An 18,178-nucleotide genomic window follows, 5' to 3' on the forward strand; every position below is an offset into this window, starting at 1 on the left:
GCGCCCCTTATAGCGGCCGATGGCGTGAAAGGAATAGTTTATTCCCTGAATGTGGAATGATGGTCCGACATGCGGTTATATATCTGCAAGCAATATGACGTGAAGGAAGCGGGGACCGTGCGCGCCCCGGACATAGGTGCCTTCGATATCGGTAGTGCCGGACACGCCGGTGATCCAGTAATGGGCGCGCGGTTGCGGGCCGGGCAGGGGTGCGTCCTCCAGATGGGCGGCGATGTCGCGGGACGGCAGCAGGACGATGTGGTGGAGGGTCAGGAAATTGGGCAGCATCGGCGCAATGGGGCTGGTTTCGAAGATCAGCGATCCGGTTTCGGCGATGCCTTTGCGTGCGATGGCCAGCGTGGCGGCTTCGTCGGGCGCGGCGTTGGCGTGCAGGGTGAAGGCGGACCAGTCGCAGGCCGTCAGGCGCGGGTCGGGCGGGCAGCATAGCGCCAGCGGTTCGTTCTGGTCGGTCAGGTAGCGGGCAATGGCAGCGGGCAGATCGGCGATGCTGGCGATGCGGTCATGGCTGGCGTTGACGCTGGGCAAGGCGAGGCGGGCGAGAAATTCGGATTCGAGGTTGGCGGGGTTCACCGCAGGGCGTTCGGGCGTGCCGAGCAGGGCGGTGGCTTGGTTAAGAGAAGGCGCGGGGCTTTTGAGGCGGGCGAGGATCGCCCCCCTGCTATCCAATGCATGGGCGCTCATTTGCGCTGCTCCTGCTGATATTGGGCCATGAAGCTGCGCGCGGCGGGTTTTGGCAGATCGCGATGTTTCGTCCATCCGCCTGCGAAAGGCAGGCTGGCGATCCAGCCGGTGCGGCCGATCAGCCGGATCGCCCGGATGGCGATAGCCGTGCCGAGCCGATAAAGCGCCGGGCGCGTGGCAGCGAAGGCCCAGAGGCCCAACCCCCAGCGCATCGAGGTCGGCTCCAGCCCTTCGCGCCAGCTTTTCTCGCGCCAGCCCTTGAGCAGGGTGGGGAGGGGGATTTTGACCGGGCAGACCTCCTGACATTTGCCGTTGAGGGTGCAGGCATGGGCAAGGTCGCGGGTCGCGGCGAGGCCGTCGAGCGCGGGGGTGAGGACCGCGCCCATTGGCCCCGGATAGGTGCCGCCATAGGCATGGCCGCCGATCTGGCGGAACACGACGCAATGGTTCATGCACGCGCCGCAACGGATGCAGCGCAGCATTTCGGCCAGCCCTTCATCGCGCATTTTGGTGCGGCCATTGTCGACCAGAACGATGTGCATTTCCTCCGGCCCGTCGCGGTCGCCGGGGCGTTTGGGGCCGGTGTAGAAAGTGGTATATTGGGTGAGCGCCGCGCCGGTGGCGGAGCGGGCCAGCATCCGCAGCATGTGAATGGCGTGGGGCATGGACGGCACGATCTTTTCGATCCCCGCCGTCACGATATGCACGCGCGGGGGGACGAGCGAGAGTTCGGCATTGCCCTCATTAGTGACGGTGCAGACTGCGCCTGTGTCCGCGATCAGGAAGTTCGCGCCCGATATGCCGACATCCGCGCCCAGCATCTTGGCCCGCAGTTCGCGCCGGGCGCTCTGGGCCATGGCGGCGATGGTTTCTTCTTTGTGGGGGTTGGCATGTTTTGCGCGGAACAGGGCGGACACCTGCTCGCGGGTCTTGTGCATGGCGGGCCAGATGATGTGCGAGGGGCGCTCGTCGGCCAGTTGGATGATATGTTCGGCCAAGTCGGTTTCGACCCGGACGATCCCGGCTTCCTCCAGCGCGTGGGGCAGGCCGATTTCCTCCCCCAGCATGGATTTGGAGCGGGCGACGCTCTTTGCGCCTGCCGCCTTGCAGAGGGCGATGACGATGGCGCAGGCTTCGTCGGCGGTCTGCGCCCAATGGACCTGCGCGCCCGCCGCGATGGCGCTGGCTTCGAATTGTTCAAGATAGGGGCCGAGATGGGCGATCACATGATCCTTGATCGCGGCGGCGCGGGTGCGGGCGGCTTCGAAATCAGGGAAGGCGTCGATGGCGATGGCGCGCTTGGCCTCCGAAGTCCCGGCGGTGCGTTCGACCGCGATTTTCAGGATCGGATCGGCGAGCGCGGCGTCGGCGCGTTCTGTAAAGCCGCTCATGCTTCCTCGCCGATCGCCGGGCCGTCACCCATGCCCGCGATCAGTTCGATCGCGTGGAAGGCGCGGATTTTGGAGCCGTCGCGGTGGAGTTTGCCCGCCATGTTCATCAGGCAACCGAGGTCGCCCGCCAGCAGCAGGTCCGCGCCGGTGGATTGAATCGCGGCGGCTTTTTCTCCCACGATGGCGTTGGAAATGGCGGGATATTTGACGCAGAAGGTGCCACCAAAGCCACAACAGGTTTCCGCGCCCGCCAGCGGTGCCATCGACAGGCCGTCAATGGCCTTGAGCAGGCGGCGGGGCTGCGCCTTGATGCCCAGTTCGCGCAGGCCGGAGCAACTGTCATGATAGGTGGCGGTGGCGGGCAGGCTTACGCCTTCGGGTTTCCAGCCGCAGACTTCATCCAGATAGGCCATGACCTCGAACGTCTTTTCGGCGACCGCCTGCGCGCGGGGCAGCCAGTCCGGGTCATGCTCGAACAGTTCGGGATAGTGGCAGCGGATCGTCCCGGCGCAGGAGCCGGAGGGGACGACTATCGCTTCATAAGGTTCGAGTGCAGTGATGGTCTGCTTTGCGAGGGCAATTGCATGGTCGCGGTCGCCGCTGTTGAGGGCGGGCTGGCCGCAGCAGGTCTGCCCCTGTGGCACGACGACGGTGCAGCCTGCCGCTTCGAGGGCGCGGATGGTGGCGAAGCCGATGCGCGGGCGCATGACATCGACCAGGCAGGTGACGAACAGGGCGACGTTCTGGGTCATAGGCCGTGGCGCTTTGCGAAATTCAGGAAAAGGTCGGGCCATGGCACGGGCGCAGCGGGCGGGGCGACGAGGCCGAAGCCGTGGCCGCCATTTTCGAACAGGTGGCATTCGGCCGCTATGCCCTTGGCGCGCAGGGCGGCGAGCATGGCGAGACTGTTTTCGGGCGGCACCGCCTTGTCATCCAGCGCGTGGGCGAGAAACACCGGGGGCGTTTCCGCGCTGACATTCTGATCGAGCGAGAGGCCACGCATCCGTTCCGGCGTCGGGTTGGGGCCGAGCAACTGGGTGCGCGAGCCGGTGTGGACGAAGGCACCCTCCATCTGGATGACGGGGTAGATATAGGCGGCGATCGCGGCTTTGATCGGTTCCCGGTCGGTGGCGTCGATGGGCGTATAGGCTGGCGCAGGGGGGCGGCTGGTGAGCCAGGCGGCGAGGTGGCCACCGGCGGAAAAGCCCATCACGCCGATGCGGTTTGCGTCATATTTCTCACGCGGGGCGAGCGCGCGGACGATGCGCAGGGCGCGCTGGGCATCCTGTAGCGGCGCTTCCGCCCCGGCGGTCCAGCCATCGGCGGGCAGCCGGTAGAGCAGGGAGTAGCAGGTGTAGCCCGCCTGCGCGAAACGGCGGGCGATATTATAGCCTTCATGGCCGATGGCGACGCGGGTGTAGCCGCCGCCGGGGATGAGCAGGATCGCCGCGCCATTGGGTTTCGCGCCGACATCTTTGGGCCGCAGCAGCGTGAGCGTGGGTGTGACGACATGGGCGAATACGCCATCGTCCGGGGTGCTTTCGGGGCGGCGGAGGGATTCGACTTCCTGCACCGTAACATGTTCGCCGCCCGGCGCTTTGCCGGGCCAGATCGGGAAACGCTCGAACCCCTGCGGCAGGGGGAAGCTTTGCGCCAGCGCAGGGGCCGCGAGCGTTGCGGACGCGAGGGTTCCGGCGATAAGCGTGCGGCGGTCGATGGGGAGCGTCATTGGCAATCCGTCCTTCCAAGCGGGCTGGTGCGGGTCAGGGCCGGGCGAGGGTCGGCTATTTTGGCGGCGATGGGAAGGGCGAGGGATTTCAGGCCAGCGGCGACCAGATCGGCCATTTGCCGCGCGCCCAGCTCGCTGAAATGGGTGTCGTCGCTGATGCCTTTGGGGAAGGCGGCGATAGCGTCCTGCGCGCTGTAATGGAGATAGAGCGATTTTGACGCTTGCGGCCCGGCGCGGTCGAGCCAGGCGCGCGAGCGCGATTCCAGGTCGATCAGCGGCGTGGCGGTGATGGTCGCAAGGTCGCGCATGACGGCAGACCATGCGGGATAATCGGCGATGGCGTGGCCGTTTGGCCCGAAGTTGCGCCGCGCAACCGGGGTGACGAGGACGGGGATGCCGCCGGCGATCCGCACGTCGCGGATGAAACGCAGCAGATTGTCGCGATAGTCGGTCTGCGCGGGCGCCCAGCGTTCGGGTTTAGCGCGCGCCTGATCGTTATGGCCGAACTGGATCAGCACCGTGTCGCCCGGCATAATGTCGGCGCGCAGCCGGTCCCAGCGCCCTTCGGCCAGAAAGCTGCGGGTGGAGCGGCCCCCCATGGCGTGGTTGAGGATGCGCACGTCGGGGGCCACGGCGCAGCGCAGCATCGTCCCCCAGCCGGTTTGCGGATAGCGGGCCGGGGCATAATCGGCAGCGGTGGAATCGCTGGCGATCAGGATGGTGTCGCCGGGGCGCGTGGCGTGTGCCGGGGTGGTGAGGAGGAGGGCGGCGAATGGCAAGATGGCGCGCTTCATTTGCCTACCTCTTGGTCGTCATTTCCGCGCAGGCGGAAATCCATCTCCCGGCCTTGCGGCTGGTGAGATGGCGGGAGATGGATCCCCGCCTTCGCGGGGATGACGGGGGTAGGTCGGGGCATCACTGCAAATTCACATACATGCCGCCGTCCACCAGCAGCGCCGCGCCAGTGACATAGGCGGCCATGTCCGACGCCAGAAAGACGATCGGCCCGGCCAGATCTTCGGGTGCGCCGAGGCGGCCCAGCGGCACGCGCTTTTCCATATATTCGCGCTTTTCGACGTCGGCCAGATCATCCTTGTTGATTTCCGTGAGGATGGTGCCGGGCAGGACGCTGTTGCAGCGGATGTTGTGCTTGCCCAGCGCGATGGCGGTGGACTGCATCAGCGAATGAACGCCTGCTTTGGTGGGGGTGTAATGCGTCTGATATTCGCCGCCGACCAGCGCGGAGATGGAGGAGACGGCGACGATGGAGCCGCCATGGCCCTGTTTCACCATCTGCTGCGCGGCGGCCTGCACCATGAAGTAAGCGCCGTGCAGGTTCACCTTGAAGGTGCGTTCCACCACATCGACCGGCATGTCGAGAAAGGCGTGGAAGGGGCAGATGCCCGCATTGCTGACCATCACGTCGACCTTGCCAAAGGCGTCCACGGCGTGGGCCACGAAGTCCTGCGCGGTTTGCGGGTCGGCGACGTCGCCCTTTATCGCGATGGCGCGCTGGCCCAGCGCCTCGATCTCCGCGACGCAGCTGGCGGCGGGACCGTCGCTATTGGCGTAGTTGATCGCGACATTGGCGCCATGCTGCGCGGCACCGATGGCGGCGGCGCGGCCGATGCCAGTCGATGCGCCAGTGACGAGGACGGTTTTGCCTTCAAGCAGTTTCATGGGGTGGGGGTTCCTGTGTTCAAAGGGTTTAACAGTTCACACCGTTCGTCATTGCGAGCGCAGCGAAGCAATCCATTGTCGCTCCGGTGGATTGCTTCGCTGCGCTCGCAATGACGATCCAAGGCTCGATCATCTCACTTACCGTCGCCCTGCACGGCGGGGTTTGACGCCGGGGGTCCAGCCCAGGTCGGCGCTGATGGCGTGGGCGGCGGCGCGGACGTCGGTGCTGAGCGCCTGCATCCGCGCGTCGTCCATATATTGGGCGGCGCTCGACAGGCTGATGGCGGCGACGATTGTGCCCGACGCATCGCGCACCGGGGCGGCGACGCAGCGTATCTGGTCCTCATTCTCCTCCAGATCGAAGGCGCGGCCATTGCCGACATAGGCGCGCATCCGCTCGAACCAGAGGGCCGGATCGGCATCATGGGTGCCATCGGCGCGTTCAGCATCGAAAAGGCGAGTCCAGACCGCTTCGCCGTCGTCCAGCAGCAGCGCCTTGCCAAGGCCAGTGGAGGTCAGGGGATGGCGATCACCGATGCGGCTGGAAATGTCGACGCGGCGGCGGCCGGGGATCTTGTCGAGATAGAGCGCCTGATCGCCGTCGAGCCGGCCCAGATGGACCGTATCCTCGCTGGCGGCGGCGAGCGCCTCCAGATGCGGGCGGGCGATCTGCACCACGTCCGCCTGGGCTTGTGCCAGAAAGCCCAGTTGCAGCAGCTTTGGCCCCAGTTGATAGCCTTCGCGCGGCAGGAATGTCAGGAAGCCGCGCTCCACCATGGCGTTGGCGAGGCGGTGAGTGGTCGATCGGGTGATTCCCATACGTTCCGACAGGTCGGCAAGCTTGATCGGCCCGTCGATCACCTGATCGAGCAGGTCCAGCCCGCGATGCAGGGTCTGCGAGCCAGCAGCTTTCGTTTTTTCCTCAACCTCAACGATTTTCGTTTCGCCCGATTCTGGATTTGACGTATTTTGTCTCATCTACTAATACTCTATCCCACAAAATGAGAAAAACAAGGGTGAAGGCGAGGATGAGCATGATTCTTTCGATCATGTCCCCTCCCCGGATGCCCGGCCCGATACCCAGGCTGTATCGGCGGTTTGATCATATGTTGAAAGTTTTTGTCGCCTGTTCCCACATATTGGACGGCGGCGATGTTCAGGGAGTGGTGTGTGCCGATCGTGACCCCGATTAAAAAATTGCCGAAAATCAAGCATGTCCGGGCCTTCACCGTGCGCGGTGGCGGGGCGGACTATCATGACCAGGGCGAAGGCCACTGGATCGACGACCACATCGCCACGCCCATGTCGCGCTATCCCGAATATCGCCAGTCGCGCCAGAGCTTCGGCATCAATGTGCTGGGAACTTTGGTGGTGGAGATCGAGGCGGAGGACGGCACGATCGGCTTTGCGGTGACGACCGGCGGCGAACCGGCGGCGTTCATCGTGGAAAAGCATCTGGCGCGCTTTCTGGAAGGCCGTAGCCCCACCGATTATGAGAAAATCTGGGACCAGATGTATTTTTCGACCCAATATTATGGGCGCAAGGGACTGGTCGTGAATGCGATTTCCGGGGTCGACCTGGCGCTGTGGGACTTGCTGGGCAAGTTGCGGCAGGAGCCGGTCCATCATCTGCTGGGCGGGGCGGTGCGCGACGAATTGCAATTCTACGCCACTGGCGCGCGGCCCGATGTGGCCAAGGAGTTCGGCTTCATCGGTGGCAAGATGCCGCTGCACCATGGCCCGGCCGAGGGGATCGAGGGGCTGAAAAAGAATATCGCCGAACTGGCGGACATGCGCGAAAAATGCGGTCCCGATTTCTGGCTGATGTGGGATTGCTGGATGGCGCTGGACGTGGATTATGCCACGCGGCTGGCCATCGCGGCGCACGAACATGGGTTGAAGTGGATCGAGGAAGCGATCAGCCCCGACGATTATTGGGGTTACCAGCAGTTGAAGCGCAACGTCCCCAAGGGGATGCTGGTGACGACCGGCGAGCATGAGGCGACCCGATGGGGTTTCCGCATGTTGCTGGAAATGGATTGCTGCGACATCATCCAGCCCGATGTCGGCTGGTGCGGCGGCGTGACCGAATTGCTCAAGATCAGCGCGCTGGCGGACGCCCATGGCAAGATGGTCGTGCCGCATGGTTCATCAGTCTATTCCTATCATTTCGTCATCACGCGCCACAATTCGCCCTTCGCCGAATTCCTGATGATGCATCCGGGGCCGACCGAGGTGGTGCCGATGTTCCATCCGCAACTGATCGGCGAGCCGGTGCCGGAAAATGGCCGGTTGAAGGCCAGTGCGCTGGATGCGCCCGGCTTCGGCGTCGAACTGAACCGCGATATCGCGATGCACCGCCCTTATAGTCATTGATTGCCAGAGAGAGACTGATCCCATGAAATTTTGCCGTTTTGGTCCGCGTGGCCAGGAAAAGCCCGGTATCGTCGATGCCGATGGCAACATCCGCGACCTGTCGGGCGTGGTCGCCGACCTGACCGTCGAGACGCTGGCCGCTGCCAAGGCGGCCGATGTCGCTTCGCTGCCGATCGTGGAGGGGACGCCGCGCTATGGCGTGCCATTGAAGGGCGTGGGTAAGATCGTCGCCATTGGTTTGAATTATGAGGACCATGCGATCGAATCCAACCTGCCGATCCCGTCCGAACCGATGATGTTCATGAAGGCGCTGTCGTCGTTCAACGGGCCGAATGATGAAGTGATGCTGCCCAAGGGGGCGACTCATGGCGACTGGGAAGTCGAACTGGGCGTCATCATCGGTGAAACCTGCCGCTTCGTGTCGGAAGAGGACGCGCTGTCGAAGGTTGCGGGCTATACTTTGGTCAACGACGTGTCCGAACGCTTCAACCAGAAGCAGCGCGGCACGCAGTGGAGCAAGGGCAAGGGGCATGACACATTCTGCCCGACTGGTCCCTGGCTGGTGACGCCCGACGAAGTGGGCGAACCCCAGGATCTGGACATGTATCTGGACCTGAACGGCGACCGGATGCAGACCGGCAATACGAAGACCATGATCTTCAACGTCGCGCAGCTGATTTCCTATGTCAGCGAATATATCACGCTGTATCCGGGTGACCTGATGATCACCGGCACCCCGCCGGGCGTGGGCGAAGGCAAGAAGCCGACCGCCATTTACCTCAAGGCCGGTGACGTCATGGAACTGGGCATCGCCAAGCTGGGCGTGCAGACGCAGAATGTCGTGGAATGGCGGCATCTGGGCGACGAGGTGCTGGGATGAGCATTTTTGCAGGACGCTATGACGGGCGCTGCGCCATTGTTACGGGTGGCGCGTCGGGGCTGGGCAAAATGGTGGCCGCGCGGATCGTCGCGGAAGGCGGCAAGGTGGTGCTGTGGGACGTGAACCCGCAAGCGCTGGCGGCCGCCGGGGATGAGGTTGGCGCGAGCGCCGTAGCCGCGCTGGACGTGTCCGATCAGGCGGCGGTGGAAGAAGCGGCCAAGGCCAGCGCCGACGCGCTGGGCAAGATCGACATTCTCGTCTGTTCGGCCGGGATCACCGGCGCGACCGCGAGCGTATGGGACTATCCGCTCGATAGCTGGCAGCGGGTCATCGACATCAACCTGAACGGCCTGTTCTACTGCAACCGGGCAGTGGTGCCGTACATGCTGGAAAATGGCTATGGGCGGATCGTCAATCTCGCTTCGGTCGCTGGCAAGGAGGGCAACCCCAATGCGTCGGCCTATTCCGCGAGCAAGGCGGGCGTGATCGGCCTGACCAAGAGCCTGGGCAAGGAGCTGGCGGGCAAGGGCGTGATTGCCAATGCGCTGACTCCCGCGACCTTCGAAAGCCCGATTCTGGCGCAACTGCCCCAGAGCCAGGTCGATTATATGCGATCCAAAATCCCCATGGGCCGTCTGGGCGAAGTCAGCGAATCCGCCGCGATGGTGTGCTTCATGGCGAGCGAGGAGTGCAGCTTCACCACCGCGTCGACATTCGACACGTCGGGTGGGCGCACGACCTTTTAAGCAAAGTTGCGCGGCGCAACTGGCCATCCAAGAGCCGGAGCGCCGCTTTCCCATGGGAGAGGACGGGCATGATTCCCTTTGTCGATGCGCATATCCATTTGTGGGATCTGGCGCATATTCGCTACGACTGGCTCAGCCCGCCCTTTGCCGAGGATGGGCCGAACGGTAGCGTCGAGGCCATTGCGCGCAACTATGGCGTGGCCGATTATCGCGCGGACCTGACCCGGTGGAATGTCGTCGGCGCAGTGCATGTCGATGCGGGTGCGGCGGCGGAAAGCGCGTTGCGGGAAACCCAATGGCTCGACGGGCTGGCCGCGATCGAGGGGCTGCCCACGGCCATGGTCGCCTTTGCCGCGCTGAACGACCCGGATGTCGATGCGCTGCTGGCCGCGCAGGCCGCGCACCCCCGCGTCAAGGGCATCCGCCATATCGTCAACTGGCATGGCGATCCCAGACGCAGCTATACGCCCGCCGACCTGACCGTCGATCCGCAATGGCAGGCGGGCTATGGCTTGCTGGCGAAACATAAATTGTCCTTCGACCTGCAATGCTATCCGGGGCAGATGCCGGGGCTGGTGCCGTTGATCGAACGGCATCCCGACATTCCGGTCATCATCAACCATATCGGTATGCCGGTGCTGACCGACCCGCAGGGGATCGACGATTGGCGGCGGGGCATGGCTGCGCTCGCCGCGCTGCCGCATGTCGCAGTCAAGCTGTCGGGCATGGGCTTTATCCGGCGCGACTGGAGCCGCGAGAATATCGCCTCCTTCATTCGCGAGACGATCGACCTGTTCGGCGTCGAACGCTGCATGTTCGCCAGCGACACGCCGACCGACAAGCTGTTTGGGCCAATCGACCGCTATATGGAAGCCTATCACGCCATCGTCGCGGACCTGCCGGAAACGGACCGCCGCGCGCTCTTTGCGGGCAACGCCAATCGCCTCTATCGTCTGGGAATTGATCTATGATCGGCAATCCACTGCTCGGCGTGTTGTTTCACTGGCTGGGGGGGCTGGCGTCGGCCAGTTTCTACGTCCCCTATCGCGGGGTGAAACGGTGGAACTGGGAGATTTTCTGGCTGACCGGGGGGATATTTTCCTGGGTCATCGCGCCTTGGTTCTTTGCGTCGGTGCAGACCCATGACCTGATGGGCGTGATGCGTCAGGTGCCGGGCAGCGTCGTGGGCTGGTGCGTGTTTTTCGGTTTCCTGTGGGGTTTTGGCGGGCTGACCTATGGGTTGACGATGCGCTATCTGGGGCTGTCGCTGGGCATGGCGGTGGTGCTCGGCCTGTGTACCGTGTTCGGCACGCTGATCCCGCCGATCGTCGATGGCAGTTTCATGACGGAGATTGCCGGGACGCTGCACGGGCAGATCGTGCTGCTGGGGCTGGCGGTCACGGTGCTGGGCATCGTCGTCGTTGCGATGGCGGGCGCGCGCAAGGATGCGGCGCTGTCGGCGGAGCAGAAGGCGGCAGCGGTCGCGGAATTTGATTTCAAAAAGGGCATCGCCGTCGCCATCTTTTCCGGCATCATGTCGTCCTGCTTCGCCTTCGGGCTGGCGGCGGGCGAGCCGGTCAAGGCGCTGTCCGCCGCCGCTGGCACCGGGCCTCTGTGGACCGGGCTGCCCACCCTGTGCCTCGTCATGTTCGGCGGCCTTGTCACCAATACGCTGTGGTGCGGCTGGTTGATCGTCAAGAACAGGTCGGCGGGGCAATGGGTCGGTGCGGTCGATAGCGACGGCAAGCGCCCGGCGCTGCTGCCCAATTTCCTGCTGTGCGCGGTGGCGGGGACGGCCTGGTATTTCCAGTTCTTCTTCTACACGATGGGCGAAAGCCAGATGGGCCGTTTCGGCTTTTCCAGCTGGACGCTGCATATGGCCTCCATCATCATCTTCGGCACCTGCTGGGGCTTTGCGTTCAGGGAGTGGAAGGATGCCGCGCCTGCCGTGCGGCGGATGGTGTGGAGCGGGGTGGCGCTGCTCATCTTCGCTACGCTGATCATCGGCTATGGCAACAAGCTCGCATGATCCTGCGCATATTGACCGCGCTGGCGCTGGCGTTTGCCGTGCCGGTCGTGGCAGAGGCACCGCTGCTGACCTCGCATCTGCGCATTCATGATCCCTGGGTCGTCGCCGATAGCGACAACCAGACATATTGGCTGTTCAGCCGTAACGATCCGGTAGTGACGGGCGACAAAAGGCTGGGCATCATGGCCTATGCCAGCCGTGACCTGGCCCATTGGGGCAAGCCGCGCGTCGTCTTTACCTTGCCCGACGGCATTTGGGCCAAGGATGGCGCATGGGCACCCGAAGTGCATCGGTGGAAGGGGCGCTGGCACTTGCTGGCGACGTTCCACAATGAAGGCGCGGCGATTGCGAGGAATGGCAAGCGCCCGACCTATCGACGCACCACATTGCTGGCGGTGTCGGACCGGCTTGATGGCCCCTACAGGCTGGTGCGTGGCGGCGCACCGATCGCGCCAGCCAATGACATGACGCTGGATGGGACGTTACATGTCGATGCGGCGGGCAAGCCGTGGCTGGTCTATGCCCATGAGTGGATGCAGACCGGCACCGGCACAATCGAGGCCATACCGCTGAAGGATGATCTGTCGTCCGCCGGGCCGCCGCGCCTGCTGTTCCGCGCCGATGAGGCGAACTGGGTGGTGGGGCAGAAACAGCCCGAAGGCGATACCGTCCATGTCACTGATGGCCCCGAACTGTTCCGCACGAAAAGCGGCACGCTGCTGATGCTATGGTCCAGCTATGGCAAGGATGGCTATGTCCAGGCGCAGGCGCGATCAAAGTCCGGCACGTTAGCGGGACCATGGGAGCAACTGGGTCCGCTGGTCGAGCGGGACAGCGGGCATGGCATGATGTTTCGCGCATTTGACGGGCGGTTGATGATGGTCGTGCATCGGCCGTTCAAGCGAGCGCTGGCGAAATTTTACGAGATGCGAGACGCGGGCGACCGGGTGGAGGTGATGCGCGAAGCGGTGGAACTGGACGGGGAAGCCTATCCTACTCATGGCTGCCCGATGGGAGTGCAGGATGCTGGGTGCTGACAGGATGTGGCCGCTGCATGGCGCGGCGGCGGGCGCATTCACGCTGGCTGACGATGCGGCAGCGCCCGACCAGGCAGTCGTTACCGCCGTGGCGCAGCCGGTGCTGCTGGGCTTTGCGCCGCAACGGCCCAATGGCCGGGCGATGCTGGTGCTGGGCGGGGGCGGCTATGTCGCGCTGATGGCGGGGCGCGAAGGGGTGCAGGTGGCGCGGTGGCTCAATGCGCTGGGCTATTATGCGTTCGTGCTGATCCACCGCTTTCCCGATGCGGACAATGGCCCGTCCGCGCCGCTGAACGATGCGCTGGCGGCGATGGCGCTGGCGCGGGCGAGCGGGTTGGCCGACAAAGGGCTGGGTGTGGTCGGCCTGTCGTCGGGTGGGCATCTGGCCGCCTGTCTGGCGGCGGAATATCCCCCCGCATGGGGGCAGGCCGCGCCGCAGCGACCCGATGTGCTGGTGGTCGGCTATGCGCCCATTTCCACCAATGCGTGGGGGCGCACGATCATCGCCGACAAGCCGCCGCTGCCGCCGGTGGAAAAACAGGCGCTTTATGACGCATTGCAGCCCGATGCGCAGTTGCTGCCTGCGCCGCCGCCCGCCTTCATCGTCTATGCGGGCAATGACCCGGTGGTGCCAGTGGACAATGCGGATCGGCTGGCCCTGGCGTTGAGGGCGGCCGGCGGATCGGTCGAACTGCATGTGTTCGCCGATGCGCCGCATGGCTTTGCGCTGGATACGCCGGGCCTGCCGGTGTCGGTCTGGCCGACCTTATGCGAAGGCTGGTTGCGGCAGGTCGGTTTTCTCTAAATCCTCAATGCCGGGCAGGCACCGCGTCGGACTGGCGGCGGATGAGTTGATAGTCCAGCTTTACCCGGCCGAGGGTCGTTGCGTCGGCACCTTCGTCCTGATTGCGGAAACGCATGGCGAGCAGGCCGATCGCCTCGCGGCTCATGTCGCGGATCGGCTGGCGGATGGTGGTGAGCGCGGGCCAGATCGCGCTGGCGAGCGGGGTGTCGTCAAAGCCGCAGATGGTGATTTGCGCGGGTACGTTGATGGACCGTTGATGCGCGACGGCAATGGCGGCGGCGGCCATATCGTCATTGCAGGCGAAGATGGCGGTGGGCCGGTCCGCCATGCTCATCAACCGTTCGGCCGCGTCCATGCCGGACCGATAGGTAAAATCGCCCGGCGCGATCCAGCTTTCGTCCACGGCGATGCCATGGTCGGCCAGGCAATCGCGAAACCCCTGCAAGCGGCGGGCGCTGGCGCGGTGACGGGGGTTGCCCTGAATGAAGCCGATGCGGCGATGGCCCAGGTCGATCAGGTGGCGAGTCAGGTCGTGGGCGGCATGGCGATCGTCTATACCCACGGCCAGCGTGCCGGGCATGTCCTGATCGGGCGCGAGGCGGACGACTTCGATGTCGCGCGCGCGCAGCAGATCGACCAGTTCCGTCCAGTCGCACAAGGGCGGCGGCATGATGACGCCCGCGACATGGGCATGGGCGACCTGATCGGCGATTTCCTGCGCAAAGGCGCCCGGTGCGCATTGTTCGACCACCAGATGGAGGTGACGCTGGGGCGCTTCGCCCATCGCGCCCAGCAGCAATTCGCCCAGATAGGCCGATGTCGTGGAATTGCTGTGGAGCAAAGCCACGCGCCGGTCGGCATTGCCCGCCAGCGCGCGGGCGGAAGCGTTGGGGATATAGCCGAGTGCAGCGACGGCCTGTTCCACTGCCTGCTTCGCCTTGGCGCTGACCGGCCCCTTGCCATTGACGGCGCGCGACGCGGTCATCACCGAAACGCCCGCGCGGGCGGCGACTTCGCGGATGGTGGGCGGCTTTTTCCGGTCGTTGCTCTGCATCGCCGATGGTCCTAGCCGCTTTTGCGCGCCAGAACCATCAGGGTTTCAGGCGCAAGGGTTTCAGGCGCGAGGGTTTCAGGCGCACTGGCACCGGGGCATTGCGATCGACGGTGATGACGCCGTCCTTTTCCTGCAACTGCGCGATCTGGAGGACGCTGCGCCGTTTCCAGTCGGGGTTGGTGCGGGCGGCATCCTCCCCATCCTGATGCACGAAATAGAGGATATAGGCGCGTGGCCCCGCAACGATGATGTCGGGATGCTGGCCCTTGGCGCGGTCGGTGGGGTGGGTGCCGGGCGTGTCGAGGATGTGGCCGGACTGGGTCGTCCACGCGGTGCCATCATCGGAGCGCATGACCAGCAACCCCTTCCATGCGTCGGAAATGAGCCACCAGCGGCCCTTCCAGCGGAACGCCTTTGGCCCTTCGCCCGGCGTGTCGGTCAGGCGTTTGCCCACCGTCCAGTGGATCAGGTCGGCGCTGTCGGCAGTGACGATCGCCTTGTTCTGCCGCTCGTCATTGAAGAAGAGGCGATAGCCGCCTTTAGGCAGTGCGATTACGCTGGCGTCGATCACCCGGTCGGAGCCGAGGTCGAGCCGGTCGCCACAGGTCCAGTTTTCAAGGTCCGGGCTGGTCAGGTGGACGATGAAGCGCGGCGCGTTCCAGTCGCGGAACACCCCCGGTACGACGGTCAGCCACATATGCCACTGGCCCGCCAGATACTGGACTTCGGGCGCCCAGAGCGTGTCGCCGGTGCAGCTTTTGGGAATATTGGCGGTGCCGCCATAGGTCCAGTGCGCGCCATCCTTCGACCGGGCGGTGCCAATCGCAGTGCCATGGACCCAGCGGACGTCCTTCGCATCCTCTTGCGGCAGGTCGGCGCGGCGGTTGGTGTAGAACATCACCCATTCACGGGCCTTGCTGTCATAGACGGTAGAGGCGTCGGCCGCGCCGTCATGCACCGGATCGCGGAACAGCGGTTTGGGTGCGACCGGCGCGCTGGCGGCGGCGAGCAGGAGCAGCGTAGCGATCATCGGAACAGCCGCAGGTCGAAAGTGGCGGCCATGGCGGCGAAGCCCGCATCATTGGGGTGAAGCGCGTCGCCCACATCATAGAGCCTGGCCATGCGCGCGGCGTCGACGGGATCGGCGATGGCCTTGGCAAGGTCGACCAAGCCGTCGGCCTCTTTGGTCGTGCGGATCCAGTTATTGACCGCGACACGTACCGCTTCGCCCGGTTCGCTCCAATAGCCTGCGCCCTTATAAGGCAGGATGGTGGCGAGGATGACCTTCACCCCATTGCCATGGGCGCGGGCGATCATCTGGCGATAGGCGCCGATCAGCTCTTGCGCGGTGGGCAGCGGGCGTTGCTGGGCGTGGGCCGAACCGATGTCATTGACCCCTTCGAGGATGACGACATGGCTGACGCCCGGCACGGCCAGCACGTCGCTGTCGAAACGGGCGAGCGCATTATAGCCGTCGCCTTCGGACAGCAGGCGATTGGCGCTGATCCCGGCATTGGCGATGGCGACATTTTTGCGGCCTGCTTTCTGAAAGCGTTCGGCCAGCAGGTCGGGCCAGCGGCGGTTGCTGTCGGGGGTGGCGCGCACGCCGTCAGTGATGGAATCGCCCAGCATGACGATGGTCGGCGCGGGCTTGGCGGATTCCACTTCGATGGCGGATAGGATCAGGCGCGGGGCAATGGTGGTGGCCCCGGTCAGAACCGGCGCACTGGTCTGGTCGCCCGGCGCGATCCAGTTGGTCGCGGCAGAATAGGCGTGGACGGTAGGAGTTGCTGCCCCCTGTGGCAAATGGATGCTGACGGTCAGGCGCGTGAGCGCTGGACCGGCAGGTCGATGGGGTCGCTCAGCAAGGGCGCGCGGGCGGGCAGAGTCGCGCCCTGTACGCGGTTGAACGCGACGATCCGGTCGGTGCCGGGCAGGATCGCGCCGTCCGCCCCCGCCAGCGCGACATGGACCGCGCCGATGGTCAGCGGCTCGTTCGCCATTTCGTTGGAGAGGCGCAGGCGGATGCGCTGGCCGCCGCTGGAAATACGCACGACCTGGCGGATGGTGCGGTCGGTCAGGTCCGGGCGTTTGTCGGCGGGCGCTTTCCACGCCAGCGGCGCGGCCATCCAGCTGCGCGACCAATGCTGCGCGGTGGCGGGGGTGGTGGCAAGCGCAAGGGCGGTCAGGAGCAGGACGGGACGCATAGCACTTCCTTCGATTATCGTGCGACCGGGTTGTTGCCCCACAGCTGGTCATAGCGCCAGCCCGACAGATCCTCGACGATGCGGCCTGCCTGTGCGCTGGTGGGGGTGCGCGCGCCGCTGCGCAGATGTTCGATTTCCGCCATCAGCACGCCGTGGGTGGCGGGGCTGAGGCGGAAACGGGTGGAAACCAGGATGCCAAAGCCCAGCATCCCGACCGTGCCGATGCCCAGCAGCAGCGCGATGGTGTGGATCGCGCCGTCGCTTTGCACCGGCGCGCCCGATACGAAGCCGCCCGCCTGCATCAGGAAGCCGACACCCGCGACGGCGGCGGCCTGCGTCGCCTTGCGCACGAAGGTCATGACACCGGCAAAGCTGCCCTCGCGCCGCTGGCCAGTGACGATTTCGTCCACATCGGCCATATAATTATAGGTCGCCCAAGGGATATAGTTAAGCGCGCCCCGGCCCAGACCCGCCAATATGATGGGCAGCCAGATCATGCCGCTGCTGGCGGGAATATCCAGCGCCCACAGGCTGATGAGCGTCAATGCGCCGCCTGCGAAGCTGGCCGCCGCGACCTGATAGGCGCGGGACGGGGATGCGCGCAGGGCCAGGTTGATGGCGATGATGACCGCCACGAACTGGACGATATACATGGTGCCGAGCAGGCCCGACGCGACTGCCATCGACCCGCCCAGCGCGAAGATGACGAAGAAGGTGAAGGCGGCGTTGAAAATATCCTGGCTGATATAGCCGCCCAGATACATGCCCAGATGCAGGCGAAATGCGCGGATACGCATGGTGGAAAAGAGGTTGCGATACAGCGCCTTGAACGCCTGCCCCGCGCCGCCGGACGATGCTTCCTGCGCTGCAACCGCTGTGCCGGGCATGTGCCGTTCCCAACTGAACAGATAGAGCAGACCCGCCGTCACCATGAACAGGATGGCGAAGATGATGCCCATGTAGAAAAATGTGTCGGCGCTGTCGCGGCCCAGCGTGGTTATCAGCCAGAGCGGCAGGAAACCGGCGAGGATGGCCGACGCCTGTCCGAACAGGATGCGCGCGCCTGCAAATTTCGCCTTGGTCCTGTAGTCGGACGACATTTCGGCGGCCAGCGTTTCGAACGGGATGATCTCCATCGCGTAGACCAGTTCGAACAGCACATAGCTGACCAGATAGTACCAGAATGTCTGCCCCGGCAGCCACATCAGCGCGAAACTGGGCAGCAGGGGAATGGCGGCGAGGATGAAGAAGCGGCGGCGGCCGAAGCGTTGGCCAAGCCGGGTGCGGCCGAAATGGTCGGAAATATAGCCGATCATCGGCGAGGCGAAAGCATCGAGGATGCGCGCGACCGCGAAGATGGTCGCTGCCTGACCCGCCGACAGTCCGCAAAACTGGGTGTAGAAGATAAGCACCCAGCCGGAAATGACCGCCATCGACCCCGCGCCCAGCACGTCGTTGGAGCCGTAGGCGAGGTAGTTTTGCAGGCGGACGGGCCGGATAGGCGCTGTTTCGGGCATGTTCGGCTCCTCCGCCATTTTATCG

Annotated in this window: 19 protein-coding genes; 7 read left to right on the plus strand and 12 right to left on the minus strand. The window is 64.7% G+C overall.

Annotation, left to right across the window (positions count from 1 at the left end; translation table 11 throughout):
- Nucleotides 1-75: 75 nt before the first annotated feature.
- The 7 genes from SPBM01_RS18680 to SPBM01_RS18710 all read right to left on the minus strand — a co-directional run bounded on the left by SPBM01_RS18680 (nt 76) and on the right by SPBM01_RS18710 (nt 6,480).
- Nucleotides 76-702: a lactate utilization protein C gene (locus SPBM01_RS18680; RefSeq protein WP_262504258.1), complete on the minus strand. Its 627-nt coding sequence runs from the start codon at nt 700-702 to the stop codon at nt 76-78.
- On the minus strand, nt 699-2,093 hold the full coding sequence (locus tag SPBM01_RS18685; RefSeq protein ID WP_188062995.1) for a lactate utilization protein B: 1,395 nt from the start codon (nt 2,091-2,093) through the stop codon (nt 699-701). The genes SPBM01_RS18680 and SPBM01_RS18685 overlap by 4 nt, the downstream gene beginning before the upstream one ends.
- Nucleotides 2,090-2,845, minus strand: a complete 756-nt coding sequence (locus SPBM01_RS18690; RefSeq protein WP_188062996.1) for a (Fe-S)-binding protein — start codon at nt 2,843-2,845, stop codon at nt 2,090-2,092. Before SPBM01_RS18690 ends, SPBM01_RS18685 begins: the two co-directional genes overlap by 4 nt.
- Nucleotides 2,842-3,822 carry an alpha/beta hydrolase gene (locus tag SPBM01_RS18695; RefSeq protein WP_188062997.1) on the minus strand — a complete coding sequence of 327 codons (981 nt, stop codon included), beginning with the start codon at nt 3,820-3,822 and terminating at the stop codon, nt 2,842-2,844. The genes SPBM01_RS18690 and SPBM01_RS18695 overlap by 4 nt, the downstream gene beginning before the upstream one ends.
- Complete coding sequence (locus tag SPBM01_RS18700; RefSeq protein ID WP_188062998.1) at nt 3,819-4,616, minus strand: rhamnogalacturonan acetylesterase; 798 nt, start codon at nt 4,614-4,616, stop codon at nt 3,819-3,821. The genes SPBM01_RS18695 and SPBM01_RS18700 overlap by 4 nt, the downstream gene beginning before the upstream one ends.
- A 121-nt stretch (nt 4,617-4,737) precedes the next feature.
- Nucleotides 4,738-5,502, minus strand: coding sequence for an SDR family NAD(P)-dependent oxidoreductase (locus SPBM01_RS18705; RefSeq protein WP_188062999.1), 765 nt, complete (start codon nt 5,500-5,502; stop codon nt 4,738-4,740).
- Between the two features lie 138 nt (nt 5,503-5,640).
- Nucleotides 5,641-6,480 carry an IclR family transcriptional regulator gene (locus SPBM01_RS18710; RefSeq protein WP_188063000.1) on the minus strand — a complete coding sequence of 280 codons (840 nt, stop codon included), beginning with the start codon at nt 6,478-6,480 and terminating at the stop codon, nt 5,641-5,643.
- A gap of 174 nt (nt 6,481-6,654) precedes the next feature.
- Here SPBM01_RS18710 and rhmD point away from each other — a divergent pair, with 174 nt between their 5' ends.
- From rhmD to SPBM01_RS18745, 7 genes are all read left to right on the plus strand, one after another.
- Nucleotides 6,655-7,878: an L-rhamnonate dehydratase gene (gene rhmD / locus SPBM01_RS18715; protein ID WP_188063001.1), complete on the plus strand. Its 1,224-nt coding sequence runs from the start codon at nt 6,655-6,657 to the stop codon at nt 7,876-7,878.
- Nucleotides 7,879-7,900: 22 nt separating this feature from the next.
- Nucleotides 7,901-8,758, plus strand: a complete 858-nt coding sequence (locus SPBM01_RS18720; protein WP_188063002.1) for a fumarylacetoacetate hydrolase family protein — start codon at nt 7,901-7,903, stop codon at nt 8,756-8,758.
- Complete coding sequence (locus tag SPBM01_RS18725) at nt 8,755-9,504, plus strand: SDR family NAD(P)-dependent oxidoreductase (protein WP_188063003.1); 750 nt, start codon at nt 8,755-8,757, stop codon at nt 9,502-9,504. The genes SPBM01_RS18720 and SPBM01_RS18725 overlap by 4 nt, the downstream gene beginning before the upstream one ends.
- Before the next feature lie 68 nt (nt 9,505-9,572).
- Entirely contained in the window at nt 9,573-10,475 is a 903-nt protein-coding gene (locus tag SPBM01_RS18730; RefSeq protein ID WP_188063004.1) for an amidohydrolase family protein, read from the plus strand.
- Nucleotides 10,472-11,533, plus strand: a complete 1,062-nt coding sequence (gene rhaT / locus SPBM01_RS18735; protein ID WP_188063005.1) for an L-rhamnose/proton symporter RhaT — start codon at nt 10,472-10,474, stop codon at nt 11,531-11,533. The genes SPBM01_RS18730 and rhaT overlap by 4 nt, the downstream gene beginning before the upstream one ends.
- The gene (locus tag SPBM01_RS18740; protein WP_262504259.1) at nt 11,530-12,570 is read left to right on the plus strand and encodes a glycoside hydrolase family 43 protein; all 1,041 of its coding nucleotides are present in this window, start codon (nt 11,530-11,532) and stop codon (nt 12,568-12,570) included. Before rhaT ends, SPBM01_RS18740 begins: the two co-directional genes overlap by 4 nt.
- Complete coding sequence (locus SPBM01_RS18745; RefSeq protein WP_188063006.1) at nt 12,557-13,375, plus strand: alpha/beta hydrolase; 819 nt, start codon at nt 12,557-12,559, stop codon at nt 13,373-13,375. Before SPBM01_RS18740 ends, SPBM01_RS18745 begins: the two co-directional genes overlap by 14 nt.
- A 4-nt stretch (nt 13,376-13,379) precedes the next feature.
- Here the strand turns inward: SPBM01_RS18745 and SPBM01_RS18750 are convergent, their stop codons facing one another.
- The 5 genes from SPBM01_RS18750 to SPBM01_RS18765 are packed head-to-tail and all read right to left on the minus strand — an operon-like array spanning nt 13,380 to nt 18,153.
- The gene (locus SPBM01_RS18750; protein ID WP_188063007.1) at nt 13,380-14,429 is read right to left on the minus strand and encodes a LacI family DNA-binding transcriptional regulator; all 1,050 of its coding nucleotides are present in this window, start codon (nt 14,427-14,429) and stop codon (nt 13,380-13,382) included.
- A 37-nt stretch (nt 14,430-14,466) separates the two neighbouring features.
- Nucleotides 14,467-15,459 carry a family 43 glycosylhydrolase gene (locus SPBM01_RS18755; RefSeq protein WP_188063008.1) on the minus strand — a complete coding sequence of 331 codons (993 nt, stop codon included), beginning with the start codon at nt 15,457-15,459 and terminating at the stop codon, nt 14,467-14,469.
- Nucleotides 15,456-16,235, minus strand: a complete 780-nt coding sequence (locus SPBM01_RS18760; protein ID WP_262504260.1) for an SGNH/GDSL hydrolase family protein — start codon at nt 16,233-16,235, stop codon at nt 15,456-15,458. The genes SPBM01_RS18755 and SPBM01_RS18760 overlap by 4 nt, the downstream gene beginning before the upstream one ends.
- A 14-nt stretch (nt 16,236-16,249) precedes the next feature.
- Complete coding sequence (locus tag SPBM01_RS22035; RefSeq protein ID WP_262504261.1) at nt 16,250-16,636, minus strand: hypothetical protein; 387 nt, start codon at nt 16,634-16,636, stop codon at nt 16,250-16,252.
- Nucleotides 16,637-16,650: 14 nt separating this feature from the next.
- The gene (locus SPBM01_RS18765) at nt 16,651-18,153 is read right to left on the minus strand and encodes an MFS transporter (RefSeq protein ID WP_188063009.1); all 1,503 of its coding nucleotides are present in this window, start codon (nt 18,151-18,153) and stop codon (nt 16,651-16,653) included.
- Between the last annotated feature and the right edge of the window lie 25 nt (nt 18,154-18,178).

The sequence above is a fragment of the Sphingobium sp. KCTC 72723 genome (genome assembly GCF_014280435.1).
Lineage (GTDB): Bacteria > Pseudomonadota > Alphaproteobacteria > Sphingomonadales > Sphingomonadaceae > Sphingobium.

What these genes read in the sequence shown, in the direction of transcription:
- SPBM01_RS18680 (WP_262504258.1), bottom strand. Translation starts at nt 702, where the DNA reads ATGAGCGCCCATGCATTGGATAGCAGGGGGGCGATCCTCGCCCGCCTC.
- SPBM01_RS18685 (WP_188062995.1), bottom strand. Translation starts at nt 2,093, where the DNA reads ATGAGCGGCTTTACAGAACGCGCCGACGCCGCGCTCGCCGATCCGATC.
- SPBM01_RS18690 (WP_188062996.1), bottom strand. Translation starts at nt 2,845, where the DNA reads ATGACCCAGAACGTCGCCCTGTTCGTCACCTGCCTGGTCGATGTCATG.
- SPBM01_RS18695 (WP_188062997.1), bottom strand. Translation starts at nt 3,822, where the DNA reads ATGACGCTCCCCATCGACCGCCGCACGCTTATCGCCGGAACCCTCGCG.
- SPBM01_RS18700 (WP_188062998.1), bottom strand. Translation starts at nt 4,616, where the DNA reads ATGAAGCGCGCCATCTTGCCATTCGCCGCCCTCCTCCTCACCACCCCG.
- SPBM01_RS18705 (WP_188062999.1), bottom strand. Translation starts at nt 5,502, where the DNA reads ATGAAACTGCTTGAAGGCAAAACCGTCCTCGTCACTGGCGCATCGACT.
- SPBM01_RS18710 (WP_188063000.1), bottom strand. Translation starts at nt 6,480, where the DNA reads ATGAGACAAAATACGTCAAATCCAGAATCGGGCGAAACGAAAATCGTT.
- rhmD (WP_188063001.1), top strand. Translation starts at nt 6,655, where the DNA reads ATGTTCAGGGAGTGGTGTGTGCCGATCGTGACCCCGATTAAAAAATTG.
- SPBM01_RS18720 (WP_188063002.1), top strand. Translation starts at nt 7,901, where the DNA reads ATGAAATTTTGCCGTTTTGGTCCGCGTGGCCAGGAAAAGCCCGGTATC.
- SPBM01_RS18725 (WP_188063003.1), top strand. Translation starts at nt 8,755, where the DNA reads ATGAGCATTTTTGCAGGACGCTATGACGGGCGCTGCGCCATTGTTACG.
- SPBM01_RS18730 (WP_188063004.1), top strand. Translation starts at nt 9,573, where the DNA reads ATGATTCCCTTTGTCGATGCGCATATCCATTTGTGGGATCTGGCGCAT.
- rhaT (WP_188063005.1), top strand. Translation starts at nt 10,472, where the DNA reads ATGATCGGCAATCCACTGCTCGGCGTGTTGTTTCACTGGCTGGGGGGG.
- SPBM01_RS18740 (WP_262504259.1), top strand. Translation starts at nt 11,530, where the DNA reads ATGATCCTGCGCATATTGACCGCGCTGGCGCTGGCGTTTGCCGTGCCG.
- SPBM01_RS18745 (WP_188063006.1), top strand. Translation starts at nt 12,557, where the DNA reads ATGCTGGGTGCTGACAGGATGTGGCCGCTGCATGGCGCGGCGGCGGGC.
- SPBM01_RS18750 (WP_188063007.1), bottom strand. Translation starts at nt 14,429, where the DNA reads ATGCAGAGCAACGACCGGAAAAAGCCGCCCACCATCCGCGAAGTCGCC.
- SPBM01_RS18755 (WP_188063008.1), bottom strand. Translation starts at nt 15,459, where the DNA reads ATGATCGCTACGCTGCTCCTGCTCGCCGCCGCCAGCGCGCCGGTCGCA.
- SPBM01_RS22035 (WP_262504261.1), bottom strand. Translation starts at nt 16,636, where the DNA reads ATGCGTCCCGTCCTGCTCCTGACCGCCCTTGCGCTTGCCACCACCCCC.
- SPBM01_RS18765 (WP_188063009.1), bottom strand. Translation starts at nt 18,153, where the DNA reads ATGCCCGAAACAGCGCCTATCCGGCCCGTCCGCCTGCAAAACTACCTC.